Here is a 20,257-nt window from a genome sequence, read left to right as displayed (position 1 = left end):
GGGGGCGCGGCCCGGGGCGGGCAAAGCCATGTCCAGGTTCAGAGCGTGCTGCGGACACGGATGACCTTGCGCCGCAGCCGTACGTGCCGGCTCCCGTCGGGGTGCACCCGCACCCGAGCGAGCTCCCACTGGCCGTACTCTGCGTGTTCGGTCAGCAGTTGACGTGCGGCTTCGCGAGTGAGGTCGCGCGGAATGAAGATATCCATGTAGGAGTAGTCGAGCACAACGATTAGTCTCCAGGGTGAGTCAGGGCGCCATGCCGCTCGATGGGCCTTATTCTGCGTGCTTGTGGGTGGACCCGGAAGCTAGTGGGTAGCCCGGGGGAAGGAAATTTCCGCGAGTCGGGTTACCTTTCAGATCTATGCCGACTCCCGGCAGGGGGATTGCAAGCGAACAGTGAGGTAGGAAGCAGCGTGCCAGCCAAGAACGGCAGCTCCGGCGGAACACGCCTGGTGATCGTCGAGTCGCCCGCCAAGGCGAAGACGATCGAGAAATACCTCGGCGCCGGCTACACGGTCGAGTCCAGCATCGGCCACATCCGTGACCTGCCGGAGCGGGCCGACGACATCCCCGAGGCGTTCAAGAAGGAGCCTTGGGCGCGCCTCGGCGTTAATGTCGAGCACGGGTTCGAGCCGCTGTACGTCGTCAACCCCGACAAAAAGGCGCAGGTCAGCAAGCTACGGCAGCTGTTGAAGGGCGCTGACGAGCTCTACCTGGCCACTGACGAGGACCGGGAGGGCGAGGCGATCGCCTGGCACCTGCGCGAGGTGCTCAAGCCGACCGTGCCCGTCCACCGCATGGTGTTCCACGAGATCACGCCGCAGGCGATCCGCGACGCCGTCGCGAACCCGCGCGACCTCAACCTCCGCCTGGTCGATGCCCAGGAGACCCGCCGCATCCTCGACCGCCTCTACGGTTACGAGGTCAGCCCGGTCCTGTGGAAGAAGGTCAAGCCGCGGCTGTCGGCCGGCCGGGTGCAGTCGGTGGCGACGCGGCTGGTGGTGGAGCGCGAGCGGGAGCGCATGGCGTTCACCTCCGCCCACTACTGGGACCTGCAGGCGCTGTTCGACTCGGGCAAGCCCGAGGAGCGGCCGCGTGACTTCACCGCGACGCTGAGCTCGGTCAACGGCAAGAGGGTGGCCCAGGGGCGCGACTTCGCCAGCACCGGGCAGCTCAAGACGGCCGACGTGCTCCACCTGTCCGAGGCCGCCGCCGGTGAGCTGGCCGGCAGGCTCCAGGGCACCTCGTTCTCGGTCAAGTCCGTCGAGCGCAAGCCGTACACGCGCAAGCCGTACGCGCCGTTCCGGACGACCACGTTGCAGCAGGAGGCCAGCCGGAAGCTGGGCTTCTCCGCCAAGTACACGATGCAGGTCGCCCAGCGGCTGTACGAGCAGGGGTTCATCACCTACATGCGTACCGACAGCATCACGCTGTCGGAGACCGCCATCGCGGCCGCCCGCTCGCAGGCCATCAAGCTCTACGGCGCCGCGTACGTGCCCGACAAGCCGCGCGTCTACACCAGCAAGGTCAAGAGCGCGCAGGAGGCCCACGAGGCGATCCGGCCCTCCGGCGAGGAGTTCCGCACGCCGGGCGAGACCGGGCTGCCCGGCGACATGTTCCGCCTTTATGAGCTGATCTGGCAGCGCACCGTCTCCTCGCAGATGAAGGACGCGGTCGGCGAGTCGATCAGCGTCAAGGTCAGCGGTCGTTCGGCTTCCGGCGAAGACGTCGAGTTCAACGCCTCCGGCCGGACGATCACCTTCTACGGCTTCCTCAAGGCGTACGTCGAGGGGGCCGACGACCCCTCGACCGACCGCGACGACTCCGAGAAGCGGCTGCCGAACCTGGCCGAGGGCGACGCGCTGACCGTGTCGCGGCTCGACGTGGCCGCCCACTCGACCAAGCCGCCCGCCCGCTACACCGAGGCCTCGCTGGTCAAGGAGCTGGAGGATCGCGAGATCGGGCGTCCCTCGACGTACGCGTCGATCATCGGCACGATCCTCGACCGCGGCTACGTGTTCAAGAAGGGCACCGCGCTGGTGCCGTCGTTCCTGGCCTTCGCCGTGGTCAACCTGCTTGAGCAGCATTTCGGCAACCTGGTCGACTACGACTTCACGGCCGAGATGGAGAAGGTCCTCGACGACATCGCCAACGACCGCGCCGAGCGGGTGCCGGAGCTGCAGCGGTTCTACTACGGCGCGGGCGACGGCGACGAGGGCCTGAAGGAGATGGTCACCGACCTCGGTGACATCGACGCCAAGGAGATCAGCTCGTTCCCGATCAGGGGGACGGACATCGTCCTGCGGGTCGGGCGTTACGGGCCGTACCTGGACAGGGACGGCGCGCGGGTCAACGTGCCCGAGGACACCACGCCCGACGAGCTGACGGCGGAGAAGGCCGAGGAGCTGTTCTCGCGGCCGACCGGCGACCGTGAGCTGGGGCGCGACCCCGTGAGCGGGCACACGATCGTGGCCAAGGACGGCCGTTACGGGCCGTACGTGACGGAGATCCTGCCCGAGCCGGCCGAGGAAGAAGCGCCGAAGAAGCGGACGAAGAAGGCGGACGCCCCCAAGCCGCGCACCAGCTCCCTGTTCAAGACGATGTCGCTGGACACGATCACCCTTGACGACGCGCTCAAGCTGCTGGCGATCCCCCGGGTGGTGGGCGAGCTCGACGGCGAGGAGGTCGTGGCGCACAACGGGAAGTTCGGGCCGTACATCAAGAAGGGCACCGACTCCCGGTCGCTCGCGTCCGAAGAGGACCTGCTGACGGTCACGATCGAGCAGGCCAAGGAGCTGTTCGCGCAGCCCAAGCAGCGCGGGCGGCGGGCCGCGGCGGCGGCGCCGCTGCGGGAACTGGGCGACGATCCGACGTCGAAGAAGCCGGTCGTGGTCAAGGAAGGGCGTTTCGGCCCCTATGTGACCGACGGCGAGACGAACGCCTCGCTGCGCAAGGGCGACACGGTCGAGGACATCACCATCGATCGGGCCGCCGAGCTGCTGGCCGAGCGCCGCGAGCGGGCGCCCGCGCCGAAGAAGACCACGCGGAAGGCCCCGGCGAAGAAGACGACCGCGAAGAAGTCGGCGGCCAAATCGTAAGTAGCATCGACGTGTGATCGTGCTGTTCTTCGTCGCTCTGGTCCTGGCGGCGCACCTGTATCTGTGGCATCGGATGGTGCGCTCCGCGACCCGCCCCGGGCGCGTCCGCAAGGCGCTGACCTGGGGCTTGGTCGGGCTGGTCCTGCTCGTGGTGGCCGCGTTCGCGGGGACGCGGATGGAGCTGGGCAACTGGCTGGCCTGGCCGGGCTACCTGTGGGTGGCGTTGATGTTCTACCTCGTGGTGTTCCTGCTCGTGCTGGAGGTGCCGCGGGCCGTCGCGTCGGTGCTCATCCGCCGGGGCGAGCGCAGGCCGGTGGCGGTGGAGGAGCCGGTCCCGGTCATGGCGAGCCCGGCTCCCGTGGTGGCGGCCGTCTCCGCGACGCCCGCGGAGGCGAGCCCGGCTCCCGTGGTGGCGGCCGTCTCCGCGCCGCCCGCGGCCGGGCCGCCCATGAGCAGGCGGCTGTTCCTGGGGCGCACCACCGCGGTGGTGGCCGGGGCCGGCGCGCTGGGCACGGTCGGTTACGGCGTGACGAGCGCCCTGGGCGACCCCGTCCTGGAGCCGGTGCGGGTCAGGCTGCCCAAGCTCGACCCGAGGCTGAACGGCCTGCGCTTCGCGGTGGTGAGCGACATCCACCTGGGCCCGCTCACGGGCATCGGCCACACCGAGCGCATCGTCAGGATGATCAACGGCCTGCGTCCCGACGTGGTGGCCATCGTCGGCGACCTGGTGGACGGGTCCGTCGCCCAGTTGGGCGCCCTGGCAAGACCACTGAAAAGCCTTGAGTCCCGCTACGGGGCATATTTCGTGACCGGTAACCACGAGTACTACACCCAGAACGGCCCCCGGGAATGGGTGGAGGAGCTCGACCAGCTCGGCGTCCGCTCGTTGCGCAACGAGCGCGTGGAGATCAGGCACCAGGGCGCCGTACTGGACCTGGCCGGAGTGAACGACCTCAACGGCGAGGCCACGGGCGACGGGCCCGACTTCGGCAAGGCGCTCGGCGGACGCACGCCCGGGCGGTCCACGGTGCTGCTCGCGCACCAGCCCGTACAGGTGGAGCAGGCCGCCGGCTACGGCGTCGACCTGCAGCTCTCGGGGCACACGCACGGCGGGCAGATCGCGCCGTTCAACCTGGTCGTCGGCCTGCAACAGCCCGTCGTGTCCGGCCTGGCCACGGTCGACGGCGTGCAGGTGTACGTCACCAGGGGCGCGGGGTTCTGGGGGCCGCCCGTACGGGTCGGAGCGCCGCCGGAGATCACTATGCTGGAGCTGCGTTCCTGACTTTGCGCGACGCGGTGGCCACGTGGTGTCATCTTGGCGTAGTATCCGTCCGGATACTCGCAGGAGGTGAGCATGGTTTCCTCCCCCGCCGAAGGGGCGTTGCGCCAGGCGGCCTCGCTCGCGCCCGACGTGGCCTTCTGGGCCAGGCGCGGCGGGCTGCTGTTCAGGCAGGCGCGCCACGCGGCGAGCATGAACCAGAAGGCGCTGGCCAGCAGGAGCGGCACCTCCCGCACCACGCTGTCGGCCTACGAGCACGGCAGGAAGTCGCCGACGCTGGAGACAGCGGGGCGCATCCTCGACGCGGCCGGGTTCCGGCTGGCCCTTGAGCCCAAGGTCGAGTTCGCCGTGGAGACGGCGGCCGGTCGCAGCTTCCATGTCCCGAGCGGTCTGCGGCGGCTGCCGGTGGCCGCGGCGCTGGGGGTCCTGCGGTTCGGCGGCCGGGTCTACGACCTGGCCGACCGCGACCAGCGCCGGGCGGCCTACTCGGCGCTGCTGAGCGACGGAGGTCCCGCCGACCTGCTCGACCACGTCGATGGCGCGCTGCTCGTCGAGCTCTGGGACGAGCTGGCGCTGCCGCCCGCCGTCCGCGCCGCCTGGTCCCCTCTGGTGGAGGAGATCAGACAAGAGGCCGGAGTAATGAATTGATGATGTTTTCGGTGGGCTATTCCAGGTGTGTAACCTGCGCGCCGACCCGCCAACGTAATACCCTCAGCCACGGACAAGCGGGTAATTCCGCGTTGTCTCCTGCCTTCCCTTGTCCGGCCGACACCTGGATACGCTGAAATCATGACTGCCCCTAGGCGCGCCGCACATGTGCTGGCCCATGCGCCGTTCCGCCGGCTCTGGACGGCCATGTCGGTGTGCAGTCTTGGCGACTGGCTCAACCTCCTGGCCCTGACCGCCCTCGCCGGAAACCTCAACCAGGGCGACTACCGCATGCAGTCGCTGGCCGTGGGCGGCGTGTTCATCGCCAAGATGTTGCCCGCGGTGCTGCTCGGGCCGCTGGCCGGGGTGTTCGCCGACCGGTTCGACCGGCGGCTGACCATGTTCACGGCGGACCTGGCCAGGTTCGCGGTCGTGTTGTCGATCCCCGTCATCGGCACCTACCAGTGGGTGATCGTCGCGACCGTCCTGGTCGAGTGCGTCAACCTGTTCTGGGTCCCGGCCAAGGACGCCACGGTGCCCAACCTGGTGCCCAAGGACCAGCTCGAATCCGCCAACCGGCTCAACCTGCTGGTCACGTACGGCAGCGCGCCGATCGCCGCCCTGCTGTTCGCCGCGCTGTCCCTGGTCGGCGACATGGGCCGCAGCGTCCTGCCGCTGCTGAACGGCATGGACCCGACCGCCCCGGCGCTGATCGTCAACTCCCTGGCCTACCTTGTGTCGGCCTTCCTGATCTTCACGCTGCGCGGCATCCCCAAGCGTGACGGCGCGATCTCGACGCCCTCGGTGCTCAAGCAGATCGTCGAGGGCTGGCGGTTCGTGGGTGGCAACCGGCTCGTGCGCGGCCTGATCATCGGCATGCTCGGCGCCTTCGCCGCGGGTGGGGCCGTGGTCGGCGTGGCCAAGATCTACGTGGTGGCCCTCGGCGGCGGCGACGCGGCCTACGGCGTCGTGTTCGGCGCGGTCTTCGTCGGCATGGCGCTGGGCATGTTCGTCGGCCTCAGGCTGCTGCGCGGGCTGTCGCGGCGGCGGCTGTTCGGCCTGGCCATCACCGTGGCCGGGTTGGTGCTCGTGGCCATCGCGCTGATCCACAACCTGCCGATCGTGGTCATGCTGACCGTGCTGCTCGGGGCGTGCGCCGGCATCGCGTGGATCATCGGCTACACCCTGATCGGGCTGGAGGTCGAAGACGCGCTGCGCGGGCGCACGTTCTCGTTCCTGCAGTCCACGGCGCGGGTGACCCTGCTGCTCGTGGTGGCGGTGGCCAACCCGCTGGCGGCGCTGTTCGGCGCCCACCAGTTCGGCCTGGGCGCGATCGCCTACCGGTTCGACGGCACCAACCTGGTGCTGGTCATCGGCGGCGTGCTCGCGGTGGTCGTCGGGATCCTGGCGCTGCGCCACATGGACGACAGGAAGGGCCTCTCGCTCTCGGCCGACCTGATCGCGGCGGTGCGCGGCGAACGTTACCCCGCCGAGCCGGCCGAGCACGTGCCGGGGTTGTTCATGGCGTTCGAGGGCGGCGAGGGCTCGGGCAAGACGACCCAGTCGCGGCTGATCGCCATCTGGCTGCGCGACCAGGGCTACGACGTGGTCCAGACGCGGGAGCCCGGCTCGACCAAGATCGGCATGCGGCTGCGGGCCATCCTGCTCGACGCGGCCGAGCGCGGCCTGTCGGCCCGTTCGGAGGCCCTGCTCTACGCGGCCGACCGGGCCGAGCACGTCGAGAAGGTGATCCGTCCGGCGCTCTACCGGGGCTCGCTGGTGATCAGCGACCGCTACGTCGACTCGTCGCTGGCCTACCAGGGCGCGGGCCGGGCGCTCGATCCCGAAGACGTGTCCAAGATCAACGCGTGGGCGACGGGCGGGCTCGTGCCGCATCTGACCGTGCTCATCGACACGCCGCCCGAGGTGGGGCTGACCCGGCTGGGCGGGGCGGCCGACCGGATCGAGTCCGAGCCGCTGGAGTTCCACCAGCGGGTGCGCAAGGAGTTCCGCGCGCTGGCCGCCGCCGATCCCGGCCGCTACCTCGTGGTCGACGGCACGATGGCGCCCGAGGTGCTGACCCGCCAGATCCAGGACCGCATCCGCGAGATCCTCCCCGACCCGGTGCCCCGGGAATCCGAAGACGCCACGGGCACGATGCCCGCCATCCGCGACTAGCCTTACCCCGTGACGGTTTTCGATGACCTCGTCGGGCAGGACCAGGCGATCTCCGTGCTGTCGCGGGCCGCTGCGGCGGCCGGCGAGGCCGTCAGGGGCGGTCGCGGCGCCGGCATGACGCACGCCTGGCTGTTCACCGGACCGCCGGGCTCGGGCCGGGAGGAGGCCGCGCGCGCCTTCGCCGCCGCGCTGCTGTGCCCCGACGGCGGTTGCGGCCACTGTGACCAGTGCCACCAGGTGCTGATCGGCTCCCACCCCGACCTGGAGTCCGTACGTCCTGAGGGCCTGTCCTACAGCGTCAAGCAGACCCGCGAGCTCATCCTGCGGGCCGCGGGCGCGCCCACCCAGGGCCGCTGGCGGGTCATCCTGTTCGAGGACGCCGACCGCGCCACGGAGTCGGCGGCCAACGCCCTGCTGAAGGCCATCGAGGAGCCGCCGCCGCGCACGGTCTGGCTGCTGTGCGCGCCGGCCCCCGACGACCTCATGATCACCATCAGGTCTCGCTGCCGCCTGGTCACACTGACCACGCCGTCCACCGAGGCCGTCGCGCACGTGCTGGCCACGCGCGACAGTGTGCCGTGGGAGACCGCCGCGTTCGCCGCCAGGGCCGCGCAGGGACACATCAGCAGGGCCCGGTCGCTGGCCCTCGACGAGGGCGCCCGTCACCGGCGGGAGGCCGTGCTGGGCATCCCGCGTTCGCTGACCGGGGTGGGCGAGTGCGTGTCCGCCGCCGAACGCCTGGTCAAGACGGCCGAGGAAGAGGCCGCGGTGGCCACGGCCGCGCTCAACGAGAACGAGACGGCCGAGCTGCGCAAACTCTACGGCGAGGGGTCCACGGGCAAGGGGCTCAACCGGGGGCTGGTGCGCGGCGGGGCCGGAGCCCTCAAGGAACTGGAGGACCGGCAGAAGTCGCGGGCCACCCGCATCAAGCGGGACTCCCTCGACGCCGCGCTGCTGGAGCTGGTGTCGTTCTACCGGGACGTGCTGGCCATGCAGTTCGGGGCGGGGGTGGAGCTGGCCAACGACGACATCCGGTTCGACCTCGACCAGCTCGCCAAGTCGTCCACGCCGGAGGAGACGCTGCGGCGGATCGACGCGATCATGCGGTGCCGGGAACGGCTGGGCGCCAACGTCAACCCGCAGATGGCGGTGGAAGCGATGATGTTGTCGCTGCGCGGGGCGGCCTGAGCCGGTCGCGGCCTCTGCGGGCGGCGGTGGTGTCGACTTCCTCGGTCATGCCCCTGGACGTGGCGTGTGCCGGTGAGCCGGGCGGCTCCTGGCGATTTGCGGGGGGTTGACCTCCCAGAAGACTCTTCGTGTGGGCGGTGTGCCGCTTCCGCCCTCTTGCAAGTCGGGGGAGCGGAAAGATATCTGGGTGACCGGAGCAGCAGGGGAGCCCGCGAGGCGTCTCTGTAGCGTGGAAGTCGAACTGCTCTCCCAACAACAGGCCCTGGCGCGGCAGCGGGTCGACGTGGCGTCGATCTTCGCCGAGCATCATGTGGGCCTCGTGCGGCTCGCCCTGATCATGGTCGGCGATCAGGCCACCGCCGAAGACGTCGTGCAGGAGGCGTTCGCACGCACGCACGCCGGCCGGGCCCGCCTGCGGGATGCCGACAAGGCGCTGGCCTATGTGCGTTCCGCCGTCCTCAACGGGTGCCGGTCCGTCCTGCGCAGACGGGCGACGGTGTTCCGCCGCCCGGTGCCCTACGAGCCGCCGGTCTGGTCGGCCGAGAGCGCCGCGCTGCTGGGCGAGGAGCGGCGCGAGGTGCTGCTCGCCCTGCGGGAGCTGCCGAGCAGGCAGCGCGAGGCGCTGACCCTGCGCTACTACTTCGACCTGTCCGACCAGGAGGTCGCCGTGACCATGGGCATCAACGCCAGCACGGCCAGGTCCACGATCGCGCGAGGGCTCGCCGCCCTCGGCCGGGCGCTTGGGGAGGAATCATGAACAGCCCGTTGGAAGACCGACTGCGTGAGGCGCTCGTCGAGGCGGGCGCGACGGTCGACACCGGCGCGCTCAAGCCGCTGCGGGCGCCCGAGCGGCGCCGGAGCCGGGTGGACCTGCGGCTGGTGAGCGCGGCCGTGGCGGTGGTGCTCGCGGGCGCGACGACCGCCGTCTGGCTGGGGGTTCGGGGAGACGAGCACGTGGCGACGCTGGCCGATCCGGCCGGTGGGCAGGCCGATACGTCGGAGCTGACGATCTACCTCTGTTCGAGGTCGGCCAGTGGGAAGGCGCCGTCCTGTCAGGGGCAGGACGTCACGCTTGAGCAGGCGAAGTCGATCGAGGCGGCGGCGAAGGAGGTCCCCGGCGTCGTCTCGGTCACGTACTTCGACCGAGCCGCGGTCCTCGCCGGTTTCCGACAGGATTTCGCGCACAATCAGCAAGTGCTCGACGCGGTGACGGCAGACGACCTGCGTGCCCTGTTCCGGCTGGGGCTTGAGCCCGGCACGGATCCGGTGAAGGTGAAGCAGGCGCTCGCCCGGCTCCCCGGGATCGAGGACATCGACCTGGTGCCCACCGCTGTTTCCCCTCCGTCCGGGGCTCAGGTCAGTGTCTTCCTCTGCAACGACGGCTCGGCGCTGCCCACATGCGGTGCCGAACGCGCACCGGACGGCGAACAGGTCATGAAGGAGGGGAAAGGGATCACGACGAGACAGAAGGACAAGGTCGTCGCGCTGCTGGGGGCGTCCAAGCAGGTGGAGTCCTTCTTCTTCGAGGACCAGAAGTCGGCGTACGAGAACTTCAAGCGCGTCTACGACAGCAACAAGGCGCTGGTCGCCGCCACCAGGGTTGAGGACATGCCGGAGTCGTACCGGTTGCGCATGAGGTCGGAGCTCGACGACTGGAGCGGGCTGGTCAAGACCCTGAGACATCAGCGGGGTGTCGCATCCGTCGTCGTGCGGCGTTGCATGGTCGAGAGCCTGGCCCTGGCCCGCTACCGGGTCAGCCTGCCGAAGGACGATTGGTGCCGGGAGGGCGGCTGATTCAAGATCGGGCTCGGCGCCCCTCACGTTCGCCGGGTGGACCCACGTAGTGTGGCAACGGAAGGCCGTAACAACCCCCGAGGCCGTCAGGGAGGCGAGCTCGAGCCCATGGGAATGATCATGGCCGTGAGCTTCACGCGCTACGGGAGGCTCTACTACCTCGATCCGGGCGGGCACACCCCCAAGGTCGGCGACAAGGTGCTGGTGCCGACCGACTCGGGCCCCGAGGTGGCGGAGTGCGTGTGGGCGCCGCAGTACACGAGCGAGGACATCGACGGTCTGCCCGTGTGCGGGGGGCCGGCGGAAGAGGAACACCTCTCGCGCGACGAGTCCAACAAACGCCGCAGGGCCGAGGCCCGCAGCGTGTCCAAGAAGCTGATCAAACGACACACGCTGCCGATGAAGGTCGTCGGCATCGACTATCTCGACCAGGACAACATCTACACCGTCTACTTCTCGGCCCCTCATCGGGTCGACTTCCGGGCCCTGGTCCGCGACCTGGCCCGTAACCTGCGGGCCAGGGTCGAGCTCCGGCAGATCGGCCCCCGGGACGAGGCGCGACTGCAGGGCGGCATCGGTCCCTGCGGGCGTGACCTGTGCTGCGCCACGTTCCTGAAGGACTTCGAGCCGGTGTCCGTGCGCATGGCGAAAGACCAGGATCTCCCGGTCAACCCGTTGCGCATCGCGGGGGCCTGCGGGCGGCTCATGTGCTGCCTGAAGTACGAGCACCCTCTCTACCAGGAGTTCCGTGCCTCGGCGCCGCGCGTCGGGGCGAGCGTGGAGACGCCGCAGGGGGCCGGCACGGTGGTGGGTCACAACGTGCCGTCCGATTCGGTCGTGGTGCGGCTCAACGACGGCGGGCGGCGGTGTGCCTGCTCGAAGGCGAGTGTGTGCGGGCCGCGTCAGGCGTACGACTCGACGTACGGGGACGGGGGAGGGGAGCCGGTTTAGGGCATCGGGGGGCGTGCTGGGCGTTCTACCGTGGGGGCGAGGCGTTCTGCGGTGGGGGCGTGGCGGCGTCGCGGTTGGGATGACGGTGACGCTGCTCGTCGGCGGGTGTGGCCGCCGGGAGGAGCGGGCGGTGCGGGGGCTCGGCTGGTCCGACTGCGGTGACGGGTTCGAGTGCGGGAAGTTGCCGGTGCCGCTCGATCACGGGGAGCCCGACGGTGAGCAGCTTGAGCTGGCGGTCGTCCGGTTGCCCGCGGCCGGCGATCGGATCGGCTCCCTGGTGGTGAACCCGGGTGGGCCTGGGGCGTCCGGGGTCGAATACGCCAGGGCCGCTCGGCTGGTGTTGAGCGAGAAGGTGCGGGAGCGGTTCGACATCGTGGGGTTCGATCCGCGCGGGGTCGGGAGGTCGGCGCCGGTCGACTGCCTCGACGGTGAAGGGCTCGACGCGTTCGTCGCCATGGACACCACGCCCGACACCGTCGGGGAGCAGGCGGAACTGGAGGCGGCGGCGCGGCGGTTCGCGGCCGGCTGCCGGCAGCGCGCCGGTCGGCTCCTGCCCCACCTGGGGACCGTGGACGTGGCCCGCGACCTGGACCTGCTGCGCCAAGCGCTGGGCGACCAGAAGCTGACCTATCTCGGAAAGTCGTACGGGACCTTTCTCGGGGCTGTTTATGCCGATCTGTTCCCCGGCAAGGTGCGTGCGCTCGTGCTGGACGGCGCCCTCGATCCTGCCGACTCTCGGGTGCGGGTGAACGCGGAGCAGGCGGTGGGGTTCGAGGAGGCGCTGCGCGCGTACGTGGAGGACTGCCTGGGAGGTCGGGACTGTCCGCTCGCCGGCCAGGATGTCGAAGGAGCGATGGACGAGGTCGGGGCCCTGCTCCGCCGGGCGGACGCCCGGCCCTTGGGAGGGGGTGGGCGGCGGGTCACCGAGGCGCTGGCCACCCTGGGAGCGCTGACGCCGCTCTACGACCGCGCCTCCTGGCCGGAGCTCACCGAGGCGCTACGCCGGGCGCTGAAAGGCGACGGCTCCCTCCTGCTGCGGAACGCCGACCAGCTCGCGGGCAGGCAGGACGACGGCACCTACTCCAACCAGTTGGAGGCCAATCTGGCGGTCAACTGCGTCGATGGCCCGTATCCGACGACGGCTGCGGCTTTCGCGAAGGACGCGGCGGAGGCGTCCAGGAAGGCGCCCCGGTTCGGGCCGTACATCGTGTGGTCGTCGCTGCCGTGTGCCTTCTGGCCGGCCCGGCCGACCTTTTCGCAGCGTCCCCTGACCGCCGAGGGGGCTCCGCCGATCCTGGTCGTCGGCACGAGACGCGACCCGGCGACGCCGTACGGGTGGGCTCGGGCGTTGGCGGGGGAACTGCGGTCCGGCGTGCTGCTCAGCTACGACGGCGACGGGCACACCGCGTACGGGAGCGGCTCGCCGTGCGTGGACGACGCCGTTGATCGGTATCTCGTGGAGAGGGAGCCGCCGAGAGATGGCGTGATCTGTCCGGGCATCCGGTGATCGGGAGGAGCAAGAACCCCCCGATCTCCTGTAGACTCTCTCAAGCCGTACGGCACGCCGCCTTAGCTCAGTCGGCCAGAGCACTTCACTCGTAATGAAGGGGTCTGGGGTTCGAATCCCCAAGGCGGCTCCCAGTTCAAAGGCCCTCCCGGTTCGTCCGAGAGGGCCTTTTGCGTGGGCGTACAGCAGCGCCGTACAGCAACCGCCTCTAACGATCTGGGCTCTCGTTGAGCTGATCGAGTGCCTTGCGGGTTTCTGGGCTGGTGATCTGCGTGTAGACGTTCATCGTGACCGAGATCTGTGAATGCCGCAGGATGCGCATTGCCACCCGAGGGTGAACGCCGGGAGCGGCGAGCATCGAGGCGCAGGTGTGGCGGGTGTCGTGGACTCGGATGCGTGGGACACCGGCGGCCTTGCCATGTAGCTCGAACGAGCGGTTGAAGTTGCGCGGTTCGACAGCGGTGCCGTACCGGGTGGTGAAGACGAGGCCGGAGTCCTTCCACTTGCCGTCGGCTTCCTTGCGAGCCTCCTCCTGGACCCGGCGTCGGTGCTTGAGTGCGGTGACGCACAAGGCTGGGAGTGGAAGCGAGGCGTCCGAGTCGGTGGTCCTGGTGGTGTCCCGTGGAGGAGCTTGCCGTGGACGCGGGTGAGTTGATAAAGAGACCCACAGTTCTTGGCCGTCGAGGTGTCTCCGAAATGGCCGCTGTCGAACCACTCGCGGACCTTGCGCCAGTCGATGACTGCCTTGTCTTTGTCCTCGTGCTCGTACACGAAGACGTCGGTGAATTCCTCTCTGTCGAGCCACGCGCTCTGGGTGTCGGCGATGAGGAGTTCGACGGCGGCGATCGTGCTTCGGTAGTGGCCTGCTCCGGCGCGGAGTCGTTCAGCGAGAGTGCTCATGCGGAGGTTGTTTCACCGCGCTCGGGGGCCTGGGTGGCGTTCCCCGGCGGCGCGTTCGTGATCGCTGATCGTATGTGTAACTGGTTGGCCTGAAGGGCGGCCAGCTCGGCGAGTGCCGCGGCCGTATGGCCTGAGCATCGAGGGCGGTCCGTACTTCGTAAGAGAGGCTTTACGCCGTCCATCCTGACGGCAACCGGGACACTCGCGCAGGCGCACGGCTCGGCAGGCATTTGCGGCGCGCCAGTGGCGCGTGGACAGGATGCCTGTCAAGACGCTGAAGGTATTGCTGAATCGCCCTGCTATGGCCGCCGCGGGTTCTATTGTCGCGCTCCAATGCGCACGTTTGGATTTGAAGGGCGATCTTCTGGGGCGTATCTCCAAGCGGGGGGTTCGAATGTGTCCCAGCGTCGCCGCCCGTCCTGCCCCCGGTGCTCTCGGGGCGGGCGGTTCATCGGCCTGCGCCGTCCTCCGAAAAGGGAGTCGTGATCATGACTGCATTGACCTACACCGTCTTCACCGACCCGGCGTCCGTGGAGGCGTCGGCGGCCGGACGGAGGTCCACATCCACAGGGACGGTGTACCTGGTCATCACCAACACCGCAAGGAGGACGGATTGGTCCAGGATCGAGGTGAGGGTGCCCGTCGGCGACGGCGTTGGCGACCTCACCCCGAACCTCCCGGAGATGAAGGGCAAGTACACCGACAACCGGTGGGGGGCCCAGGCGCTAACCCAGGAGGTGAAGGTCGACCCGCAGCGAGACACCAACGTCTTTGAAGTCACCCCCAAGAGCGGGGGCGTAGCTTCTTTCAGACCCGGCGACTACCTGGTGCTGACGATGGAGAACGTCACCATCGCCGCCACCGCCGGGCCGGCCGTGCTGACGGTGAGAGAGAAGACCGAGGACGATGACGGGGAGCACACCCGCTACACGTCGGTGGCGCTGGTCAAGACCGCTCCGAAGGAGATTCCGGCGCCGCGTGACTTCCACCCGGACAAGGGCATGGTGGGCGTCGGCGAGAACCTCACGTTGAGCTGGGAGGGGTCCCCCGAATTCGACTACAGGATCCTGTTCCCCGGCGGGCAGAAGGACATCTCCTCGGACAGCCGTACCTGGACCCCGCCCGACGCGCCGAAGCGGGCCACCACGTACACGCTCGTCGCCACCGACCCCGTCACCCAGAAGCAGCACTTCCTCACCACCACCGTCCAAGTGCGCTTCCCCGTCCTGGAAACGCTCACCGCCACCACCGGGATTGACACGCCCTGGGTCCAGGGGGCGGTGGACGGAAAGAAGGGGCGCGTCACCTTCACCGGTACAGGGGTGGAGATCTCGGACAACTCTGGCGGGCGGGGGACTGTGACTGCCGACAGGGCCGATCTCAACGGTGTGAACACCGGGTGGGTGCAGGGGAGAAGCACCGACGACGGGAAGATCACTTTCCCCAAGGACGGGCTCGACGTCCGCCAGGGAAGCGGGGCGTGGGGAACTGTGCACGCCGACAAGGCCGACCTCAACGGCGTCAACACCGAATGGGTGCAGGGAAGAAGCGCCGACGACGGGAAGATCACCTTCCCCAAGGACGGATTGAACGTCCGCCAGGGAAGCGGGGCGTGGGGAACTGTGCACGCCGACAAGGCCGACCTCAACGGCGTCAACACCGAATGGGTGCAGGGGAGAAGCGCCGACGACGGATGGATCAGCTTCCCCAAGGAGGGGCTGAACGTGCGTAAGGGGGCCGGGCAGTCCTGGGGAACCGTGTCCGCCGACCAGGCCGACGTGAACGGCATAACCACCAAGCAGGTTCGCGGATCAGGCGAAGGCAAGGGGTATATCGAGTTCCTGGAACAAGACAAGGGCGTGCGGATATTCGGTGGTGTGTCCGCCGGCTGGATACGGGGACTTAATGATGGCGAGGCGTGGATCCGCTTCAACGAAAACGGCATATGGGTGCTCAAGAACCAGAACGGCAAGCGCGAGAGCGCGAACGTGACTTGCGCAACGGTCAATGAGCGGCCCGTATGACCAAGGTGCAGGCCCGCCGCTAGGGTCGGCGACCGGACGCGTCGTAGCGGTGAGTAATCGTGAATCACAGTTCGTGATGGGTGCGCGACTTCGGCAGTCAGTGTCCCTGTCGTCTCTATGAGACGGCGGCGACCTCAACAGCCGCTCTCAAGCTGCCATCCCAGACAAGCGAACCATGCTCCGACCAGTCGGTGGTGCTTCGCGCGCCATTCTTGAGCGCGCTGGGCGCGGAAGGCAGGCTGTAATCCCTGGGGTAGCTCCCGGTGTTGCAGCGGGTTCGGCCCTGGCGGGCAGTCCAGGAATGACAGCCCGCCAGGCGAGCTCGCGCGTGAAGGCTTGCGGGCCAGCCCCGTGGGCGCGCTCCTCCGAGACGCTGGGCGCGCTGACAGGGCGAGCGAGGCATGGATAAGGCCGCGCTGATCTGCATCTTTGTGCCTGGCGCTCGAAGGTCTTGCCGACCCGACCGGGTGGCGTGGTCGCGGGGCTTTGCGTGTCTACGCTCTTGATTTGGCTGTGGCGCTCCTGGGCCAGGGGCCTTTCTGTTCGACGCCTTGAGACGTCACGGGAGCCCGGATCAGGTTCGGCCGCTCGTGGTGGGACACCCGTACGACTACGGCACCGATGGCTTGTGTGCCACCGCAGGCCAATGAGAAGCGGCCACTACGGCTACCAGCGGGGCTGTGACTCCTGGGATCGGCTTCCTGCCGGCCGGATCCGCTGATTTCGTGTGCCGAATGTGTGCCCTCGGTGTTACGGCATTTCTTCGTACGCAGCTTCTCGCGCGTCGCTGAAGGCCTGCCAAGGCGCTGAAAAACGTTGCTGGATCGCCCTGCTCTTCAGCGGGCAGGGGGCCGTGAAGGCCGGCAGGGCCGATCTCGGCGGCGTGAACACCGGATGGGTGCCAGGAAGAAGTGCTGACGACGGATGGATCAGTTTTCGCCAGGAGGGGCTGAACATTCACCAGGAGCGCGGCATGGAACGGGGAACTCCGTTCGCCTCCGACGCCGATCTGAAGGGATGAGTCGCGCCGCCACCTGGCCATACGCCTGCCGCCCAGCAGGCAGGTGTGCGGCATGGGGGTTTCGGGGCGGCAAAGCCTCGCTGAGCCGCGGCTTCGTCCCTGGCGCTCGTAGGTGCTGTCGACCCGGTCGGGTGACGACGAGGGAGTTCGATCACGAAGGTCCATGGATTCTGTGGGGCGGTTGACGGCAGGTCGGTTCCCAAGGCGGCTCCCGGTTTGGAGGGCCCTTCCGGATGTGATTCGGGAGGGCCTTTCGCATTGTCGGGCGGCACGGTGTGCCTGCCGAACGGACACGGGGAGAAATGGCGGACGACAAATGGATCGACTTTCCGTGGAAAGGCCCGGACTGTCGGAAGAATGGCAGCCGCCTGTCGCGACCCGAGCAGCCGAATGGGCGGACTGTGCGCGCCTTCGGGGCCGGGCGAAAGAGCAGTGGGGAGCCGGTGCGGCGGGGGTTGGGGCCGGTGGTGGGCCGACCCGCCTGTGGGTGAGGGGGTAGGGGACTGTAAACGGAAGGTGATTGATCGAACACGGTGAGTTGCGACATGGTGCTCTAGCCCCGATCAACGCACCCTCGGAGGGACCACCATGCTGCTTGTTCGCCGCCTTCTGTCCGGAGCCGTCCTCGTCACCACCGTCAGTGCGGGTCTCGCTCTGCCCGCCGCGGCCTCCGCTCGAAACCCCATATGCATCGACGTCACCAACGACCGTGGCAACGGGGTCCGGATCTACCAGTGGGAGTGTCAGGCCAACAACGACAATCAGAGGTTCGTGATCGACGGAGGTCAGATCAAGATCAAGGACACGCTGGGGACGTCGCGGCCGATGTGTGTGGACGCCACCAACCACCGCGGTAACGGGGTCCGGATCTACCAGTGGGAGTGCCAGAGCAACAACGACAATCAGAGGTTCGTGATCGACGGGGGCCAGATCAAGATCAAGGACACGCTGGGGACGTCGCGGCCGATGTGTGTGGACGTCACCAACGACCGCGGTAACGGGGTCCGGATCTACCAGTGGGAGTGCCAGGCCAACAACGACAATCAGAGGTTCGTGATCGACGGGGGCCAGATCAAGATCAAGGACACGCTGGCCTGAGTGAGCCGGTCGGCGGCGGGGGCCGGGTCTGCGCGTGCGGACCGGCCCCCGCTGTCTTTTTGCCGGGGCGACCCGCGGTGGAGCCGGGGTCAGGCGGTGAAGTCGCGGACGAGCTTGACGAAGTCGTCGAGGCGTTCGGCGCTGGAGACGTGGCCGGTGTCGAGTTCGAGGTAGGAGCTGCCGGGGATGGCGGTGTGGAGTTCGCGGGAGTTCTCCACCGGGATCAGGCCGTCGTGGGCGGCGCCCACCACCAGCGTGGGGGCCTGGATGCGGGGGAGAAGGTGGCGCAGGTCCACGCGGCGGCCGAGGTCGATCTGGCGCAGGCGGTTGGGGTGCGGCTGGAAGTACGTCGCCCGGCTCTCCAGGTCCTCGGGGCTGAGGGAGTTGAGGTAGCGGCGGCTGAAGGCGGTCAGCATGGAGAAGCGGGCGAAGGCGTCCGGGGTGTCGGCCAGGCTCAGCCAGATCTGGAGGGCGGTGCGGAGGTAGGCGTCCTCGGTGTGGGCCCAGCCCGAGAGCGGGATCAGGCGGCGGACCAGTTCCGGACGGGTGGCGGCGAGGGACAGCGCGACCACCGCGCCCAGGGAGAAGCCGAGCAGGTCCACGGGCGCCTTGCCGGAGTCCTCGATGACGGCCGCGAGCTGCCGGGTCAGGTCCTCGACGGTCAGGGGGGCGCCGTCGTCCTCGGCGAGGTCGCTGCCGCCGATGTCGGGGAGGATCACGGTGTTGCGGTCGGTGAAGTGGCCGGCGACGCCGTCCCAGGTCACCGATCCAGGGCCGGTGCCGTGCAGGAGCACCAGGCCGGGGCCGCCGCCGACGGTTCGGTAGGCGACGCGGGTCCCGGAGACGGTCAGGTGGTGGGTCATGGACGTCACCGTGCCAGCCGGCGTGCCGGATGAGGAGCGGACCGGATTCCCTAGGACAAGGAGTCCTAGACTGCGATATTTCGCGATATTGCAGGATGGGGTTCATGGATCGTGAGGAGCTTGCCGATTTCCTACGCCGCTCGCGGGAGCGGCTGCTGCCCGGCGAGGTGGGACTGCCGTCGGGGCCGCGCCGCCGTACTCCTGGGCTGCGGCGGGAGGAGGTGGCTCTGCTCGCGGGCATGTCGGCCGACTATCTGATGCGGTTGGAGCAGGCGCGCAGTCCGCAGCCGTCCACCCAGTTGCTGGGCGCGCTGGCGCGGGCGCTGCGGCTGACGAGCGACGAACGCGACCACCTCTACCTGCTGGCCGGGCACCGGCCCCCGGCCGGGCCGCGGGCCGGCGAGCACGTCAGGCCGAGCCTGCTCTACCTGCTCGACCGCCTGGTCGGGACCCCGGCGCAGCTCCTGAGCGACCTCGGTGACGTGCTGGCGCAGAACGCCATGGCCGAGTCCCTGTTCGGGTGCAGCTGCACGGTCGAGGAGCCCGACCGCAACATCGTGTGGCGCTGGTTCACCGACCCGTTCAGGCGCGAGGCCTATCCGGAGGAGGAGCACGCCGAGCGCTCCCGTCTGCACGTGGCCGACCTGCGCGCGGCGGTGGTCCGCCGCGGCAACGACGAGCCGGCCCGGGCGCTGGTCGAGCGGTTGCGCCGCGCCAGCCCGGAGTTCGTCTCCGTGTGGGAACGTCACGAGGTCGCGGTACGCCGCAGCAGTCGCATGCGGATCCTGCACCCGGCCATCGGCGCGATGGAGTTCGACTACGAGGTGCTGCTGGCCCCGGCCGAGGACCAGCGGCTGCTGGTCTTCACGCCGCCGCCGGGGTCGAAGACGTTCGAGGCGTTGGAGCTGCTGCGGGTGGTGGGGCCGGAGACCGTGCACCGGAGCCATCGGTAGCCGCCGCGGCGCGACGTCAGCGGGCATGTCAGAGGGCATGTCAGTGCGGTGGTGGTCCGGCGTCAGGGCGGTCCGGGATGGTTGGTTCATCACCGGTTCGGGGATTGCGGCCCGACAGCTCTGAAAGGCGTATGAATCATGACGAACGACAGCGTTTCCGCGACCAGCCAGGCCGAGCGCCCGGAGCTGCAGAAGATCATCCAGGAGATCGTGGATTCCGGTTTCGTCGGGGTGCAGTTGCGCGTGAACGACGAGCGGGGCCAGTGGGTCGGCAGCGCGGGGGCGTGCGAGCTGGGTGGCCTCGCCGAGCCGCCGACGAACGGCCGCTTCCGGGTCGGCAGCGTCACCAAGACCTTCACCGCGGCCCTGGCCCTGCACCTGGTGGCCGACGGCACGATCGGGCTGGACGACCTCGTGGCCGACCACCTGCCCGAGTTCGGGCTCGACCGGCGGATCACCGTACGGATGCTGTTGCAGCACACCAGCGGCGTGTTCAACTTCACCGGCGAGTACTACGAGGACGGGACCGTCGTGCCGGGAATCGCCTGGTCGGGCAAGGAGTGGGTGGAGAACCGCTTCAGGACCTACCAGCCGGAGGAACTGGTACGGCTCGCGCTGTCCAAGCCCGCCCGCTTCGAGCCGGGAGCCGACTGGAGCTACTCCAACACCAACTACCTATATCCGCCATACCATGCCAGGTCTGACCTGGTCAAACACAAGATAAAGCCCCAGCTCACGGCCTGAATCGTGAGTCT

General features: G+C 69.0%; 18 protein-coding genes and 1 tRNA gene. 16 read left to right on the top strand and 3 right to left on the bottom strand.

The genetic code is table 11. The features are described from left to right. Positions 1 to 38 precede the first annotated feature (38 nt). A complete protein-coding gene (locus ACIHAD_RS47980; RefSeq protein ID WP_379478577.1) occupies positions 39 to 206 on the bottom strand; it encodes a DUF5703 family protein in 168 nt (55 codons plus the stop codon). A 207-nt stretch (positions 207 to 413) separates the two neighbouring features. On the opposite strand from ACIHAD_RS47980, the gene topA reads away from it, so the two are divergent. The 10 genes from topA to ACIHAD_RS47930 all read left to right on the top strand — a co-directional run bounded on the left by topA (position 414) and on the right by ACIHAD_RS47930 (position 12,773). Further along, positions 414 to 3,098: a type I DNA topoisomerase gene (gene topA, locus ACIHAD_RS47975; RefSeq protein WP_397361575.1), complete on the top strand. Its 2,685-nt coding sequence runs from the start codon at positions 414 to 416 to the stop codon at positions 3,096 to 3,098. 13 nt (positions 3,099 to 3,111) lie between these two features. Beyond that, positions 3,112 to 4,380, top strand: coding sequence for a metallophosphoesterase (locus ACIHAD_RS47970; protein WP_397361574.1), 1,269 nt, complete (start codon positions 3,112 to 3,114; stop codon positions 4,378 to 4,380). Positions 4,381 to 4,452: 72 nt separating this feature from the next. Next, positions 4,453 to 5,025: a helix-turn-helix transcriptional regulator gene (locus ACIHAD_RS47965; protein ID WP_397361573.1), complete on the top strand. Its 573-nt coding sequence runs from the start codon at positions 4,453 to 4,455 to the stop codon at positions 5,023 to 5,025. A 141-nt stretch (positions 5,026 to 5,166) separates the two neighbouring features. Then, positions 5,167 to 7,203: a dTMP kinase gene (gene tmk, locus ACIHAD_RS47960; protein WP_397361572.1), complete on the top strand. Its 2,037-nt coding sequence runs from the start codon at positions 5,167 to 5,169 to the stop codon at positions 7,201 to 7,203. A gap of 9 nt (positions 7,204 to 7,212) precedes the next feature. Beyond that, positions 7,213 to 8,391: a DNA polymerase III subunit delta' gene (locus ACIHAD_RS47955; RefSeq protein ID WP_397361571.1), complete on the top strand. Its 1,179-nt coding sequence runs from the start codon at positions 7,213 to 7,215 to the stop codon at positions 8,389 to 8,391. A gap of 229 nt (positions 8,392 to 8,620) precedes the next feature. After that, the gene (locus ACIHAD_RS47950; RefSeq protein WP_397361570.1) at positions 8,621 to 9,148 is read left to right on the top strand and encodes a SigE family RNA polymerase sigma factor; all 528 of its coding nucleotides are present in this window, start codon (positions 8,621 to 8,623) and stop codon (positions 9,146 to 9,148) included. Further along, positions 9,145 to 10,185 (top strand): permease-like cell division protein FtsX, encoded by a 1,041-nt coding sequence (locus ACIHAD_RS47945; protein WP_397361569.1) that lies wholly within the window; start codon positions 9,145 to 9,147, stop codon positions 10,183 to 10,185. Before ACIHAD_RS47950 ends, ACIHAD_RS47945 begins: the two co-directional genes overlap by 4 nt. Before the next feature lie 120 nt (positions 10,186 to 10,305). Further along, positions 10,306 to 11,136, top strand: coding sequence for a stage 0 sporulation family protein (locus tag ACIHAD_RS47940; protein ID WP_397361581.1), 831 nt, complete (start codon positions 10,306 to 10,308; stop codon positions 11,134 to 11,136). Between the two features lie 79 nt (positions 11,137 to 11,215). Further along, on the top strand, positions 11,216 to 12,643 hold the full coding sequence (locus tag ACIHAD_RS47935; RefSeq protein ID WP_397361568.1) for an alpha/beta hydrolase: 1,428 nt from the start codon (positions 11,216 to 11,218) through the stop codon (positions 12,641 to 12,643). Between the two features lie 56 nt (positions 12,644 to 12,699). Next, positions 12,700 to 12,773 (top strand) — tRNA-Thr (locus tag ACIHAD_RS47930). Between the two features lie 78 nt (positions 12,774 to 12,851). On the opposite strand, the gene xerC is transcribed toward ACIHAD_RS47930, so the two are convergent. Beyond that, positions 12,852 to 13,214, bottom strand: coding sequence for a tyrosine recombinase XerC (xerC, locus tag ACIHAD_RS47925; protein WP_397361567.1), 363 nt, complete (start codon positions 13,212 to 13,214; stop codon positions 12,852 to 12,854). Between the two features lie 50 nt (positions 13,215 to 13,264). Here xerC and ACIHAD_RS47920 point away from each other — a divergent pair, with 50 nt between their 5' ends. The 4 genes from ACIHAD_RS47920 to ACIHAD_RS47905 all read left to right on the top strand — a co-directional run bounded on the left by ACIHAD_RS47920 (position 13,265) and on the right by ACIHAD_RS47905 (position 17,686). Further along, positions 13,265 to 13,636: a hypothetical protein gene (locus tag ACIHAD_RS47920; RefSeq protein ID WP_397361566.1), complete on the top strand. Its 372-nt coding sequence runs from the start codon at positions 13,265 to 13,267 to the stop codon at positions 13,634 to 13,636. Between the two features lie 395 nt (positions 13,637 to 14,031). After that, entirely contained in the window at positions 14,032 to 15,567 is a 1,536-nt protein-coding gene (locus tag ACIHAD_RS47915) for a hypothetical protein (RefSeq protein WP_397361565.1), read from the top strand. An 853-nt stretch (positions 15,568 to 16,420) separates the two neighbouring features. Next, on the top strand, positions 16,421 to 16,588 hold the full coding sequence (locus ACIHAD_RS47910) for a hypothetical protein (RefSeq protein ID WP_397361564.1): 168 nt from the start codon (positions 16,421 to 16,423) through the stop codon (positions 16,586 to 16,588). Positions 16,589 to 17,176: 588 nt separating this feature from the next. Continuing rightward, complete coding sequence (locus ACIHAD_RS47905; RefSeq protein WP_397361562.1) at positions 17,177 to 17,686, top strand: RICIN domain-containing protein; 510 nt, start codon at positions 17,177 to 17,179, stop codon at positions 17,684 to 17,686. A gap of 89 nt (positions 17,687 to 17,775) precedes the next feature. Here the strand turns inward: ACIHAD_RS47905 and ACIHAD_RS47900 are convergent, their stop codons facing one another. Then, entirely contained in the window at positions 17,776 to 18,549 is a 774-nt protein-coding gene (locus tag ACIHAD_RS47900) for an alpha/beta fold hydrolase (RefSeq protein ID WP_397361561.1), read from the bottom strand. Positions 18,550 to 18,653: 104 nt separating this feature from the next. On the opposite strand from ACIHAD_RS47900, the gene ACIHAD_RS47895 reads away from it, so the two are divergent. Beyond that, entirely contained in the window at positions 18,654 to 19,502 is an 849-nt protein-coding gene (locus ACIHAD_RS47895; RefSeq protein WP_397361560.1) for a helix-turn-helix transcriptional regulator, read from the top strand. A 138-nt stretch (positions 19,503 to 19,640) separates the two neighbouring features. Next, positions 19,641 to 20,246 carry a serine hydrolase domain-containing protein gene (locus tag ACIHAD_RS47890; protein WP_397361559.1) on the top strand — a complete coding sequence of 202 codons (606 nt, stop codon included), beginning with the start codon at positions 19,641 to 19,643 and terminating at the stop codon, positions 20,244 to 20,246. The last annotated feature ends 11 nt before the right edge of the window (positions 20,247 to 20,257 follow it).

The organism is Nonomuraea sp. NPDC052265 (assembly GCF_044547985.1).
GTDB lineage: Bacteria > Actinomycetota > Actinomycetes > Streptosporangiales > Streptosporangiaceae > Nonomuraea.
This window is presented reverse-complemented; position numbering and strand designations above follow the sequence as displayed.

What these genes read in the sequence shown, in the direction of transcription:
- ACIHAD_RS47980 (WP_379478577.1), bottom strand. Translation starts at nt 206, where the DNA reads ATGGATATCTTCATTCCGCGCGACCTCACTCGCGAAGCCGCACGTCAA.
- ACIHAD_RS47965 (WP_397361573.1), top strand. Translation starts at nt 4,453, where the DNA reads ATGGTTTCCTCCCCCGCCGAAGGGGCGTTGCGCCAGGCGGCCTCGCTC.
- tmk (WP_397361572.1), top strand. Translation starts at nt 5,167, where the DNA reads ATGACTGCCCCTAGGCGCGCCGCACATGTGCTGGCCCATGCGCCGTTC.
- ACIHAD_RS47945 (WP_397361569.1), top strand. Translation starts at nt 9,145, where the DNA reads ATGAACAGCCCGTTGGAAGACCGACTGCGTGAGGCGCTCGTCGAGGCG.
- ACIHAD_RS47940 (WP_397361581.1), top strand. Translation starts at nt 10,306, where the DNA reads ATGGCCGTGAGCTTCACGCGCTACGGGAGGCTCTACTACCTCGATCCG.
- ACIHAD_RS47935 (WP_397361568.1), top strand. Translation starts at nt 11,216, where the DNA reads ATGACGGTGACGCTGCTCGTCGGCGGGTGTGGCCGCCGGGAGGAGCGG.
- ACIHAD_RS47915 (WP_397361565.1), top strand. Translation starts at nt 14,032, where the DNA reads ATGACTGCATTGACCTACACCGTCTTCACCGACCCGGCGTCCGTGGAG.
- ACIHAD_RS47905 (WP_397361562.1), top strand. Translation starts at nt 17,177, where the DNA reads ATGCTGCTTGTTCGCCGCCTTCTGTCCGGAGCCGTCCTCGTCACCACC.
- ACIHAD_RS47900 (WP_397361561.1), bottom strand. Translation starts at nt 18,549, where the DNA reads ATGACCCACCACCTGACCGTCTCCGGGACCCGCGTCGCCTACCGAACC.
- ACIHAD_RS47895 (WP_397361560.1), top strand. Translation starts at nt 18,654, where the DNA reads ATGGATCGTGAGGAGCTTGCCGATTTCCTACGCCGCTCGCGGGAGCGG.
- ACIHAD_RS47890 (WP_397361559.1), top strand. Translation starts at nt 19,641, where the DNA reads ATGACGAACGACAGCGTTTCCGCGACCAGCCAGGCCGAGCGCCCGGAG.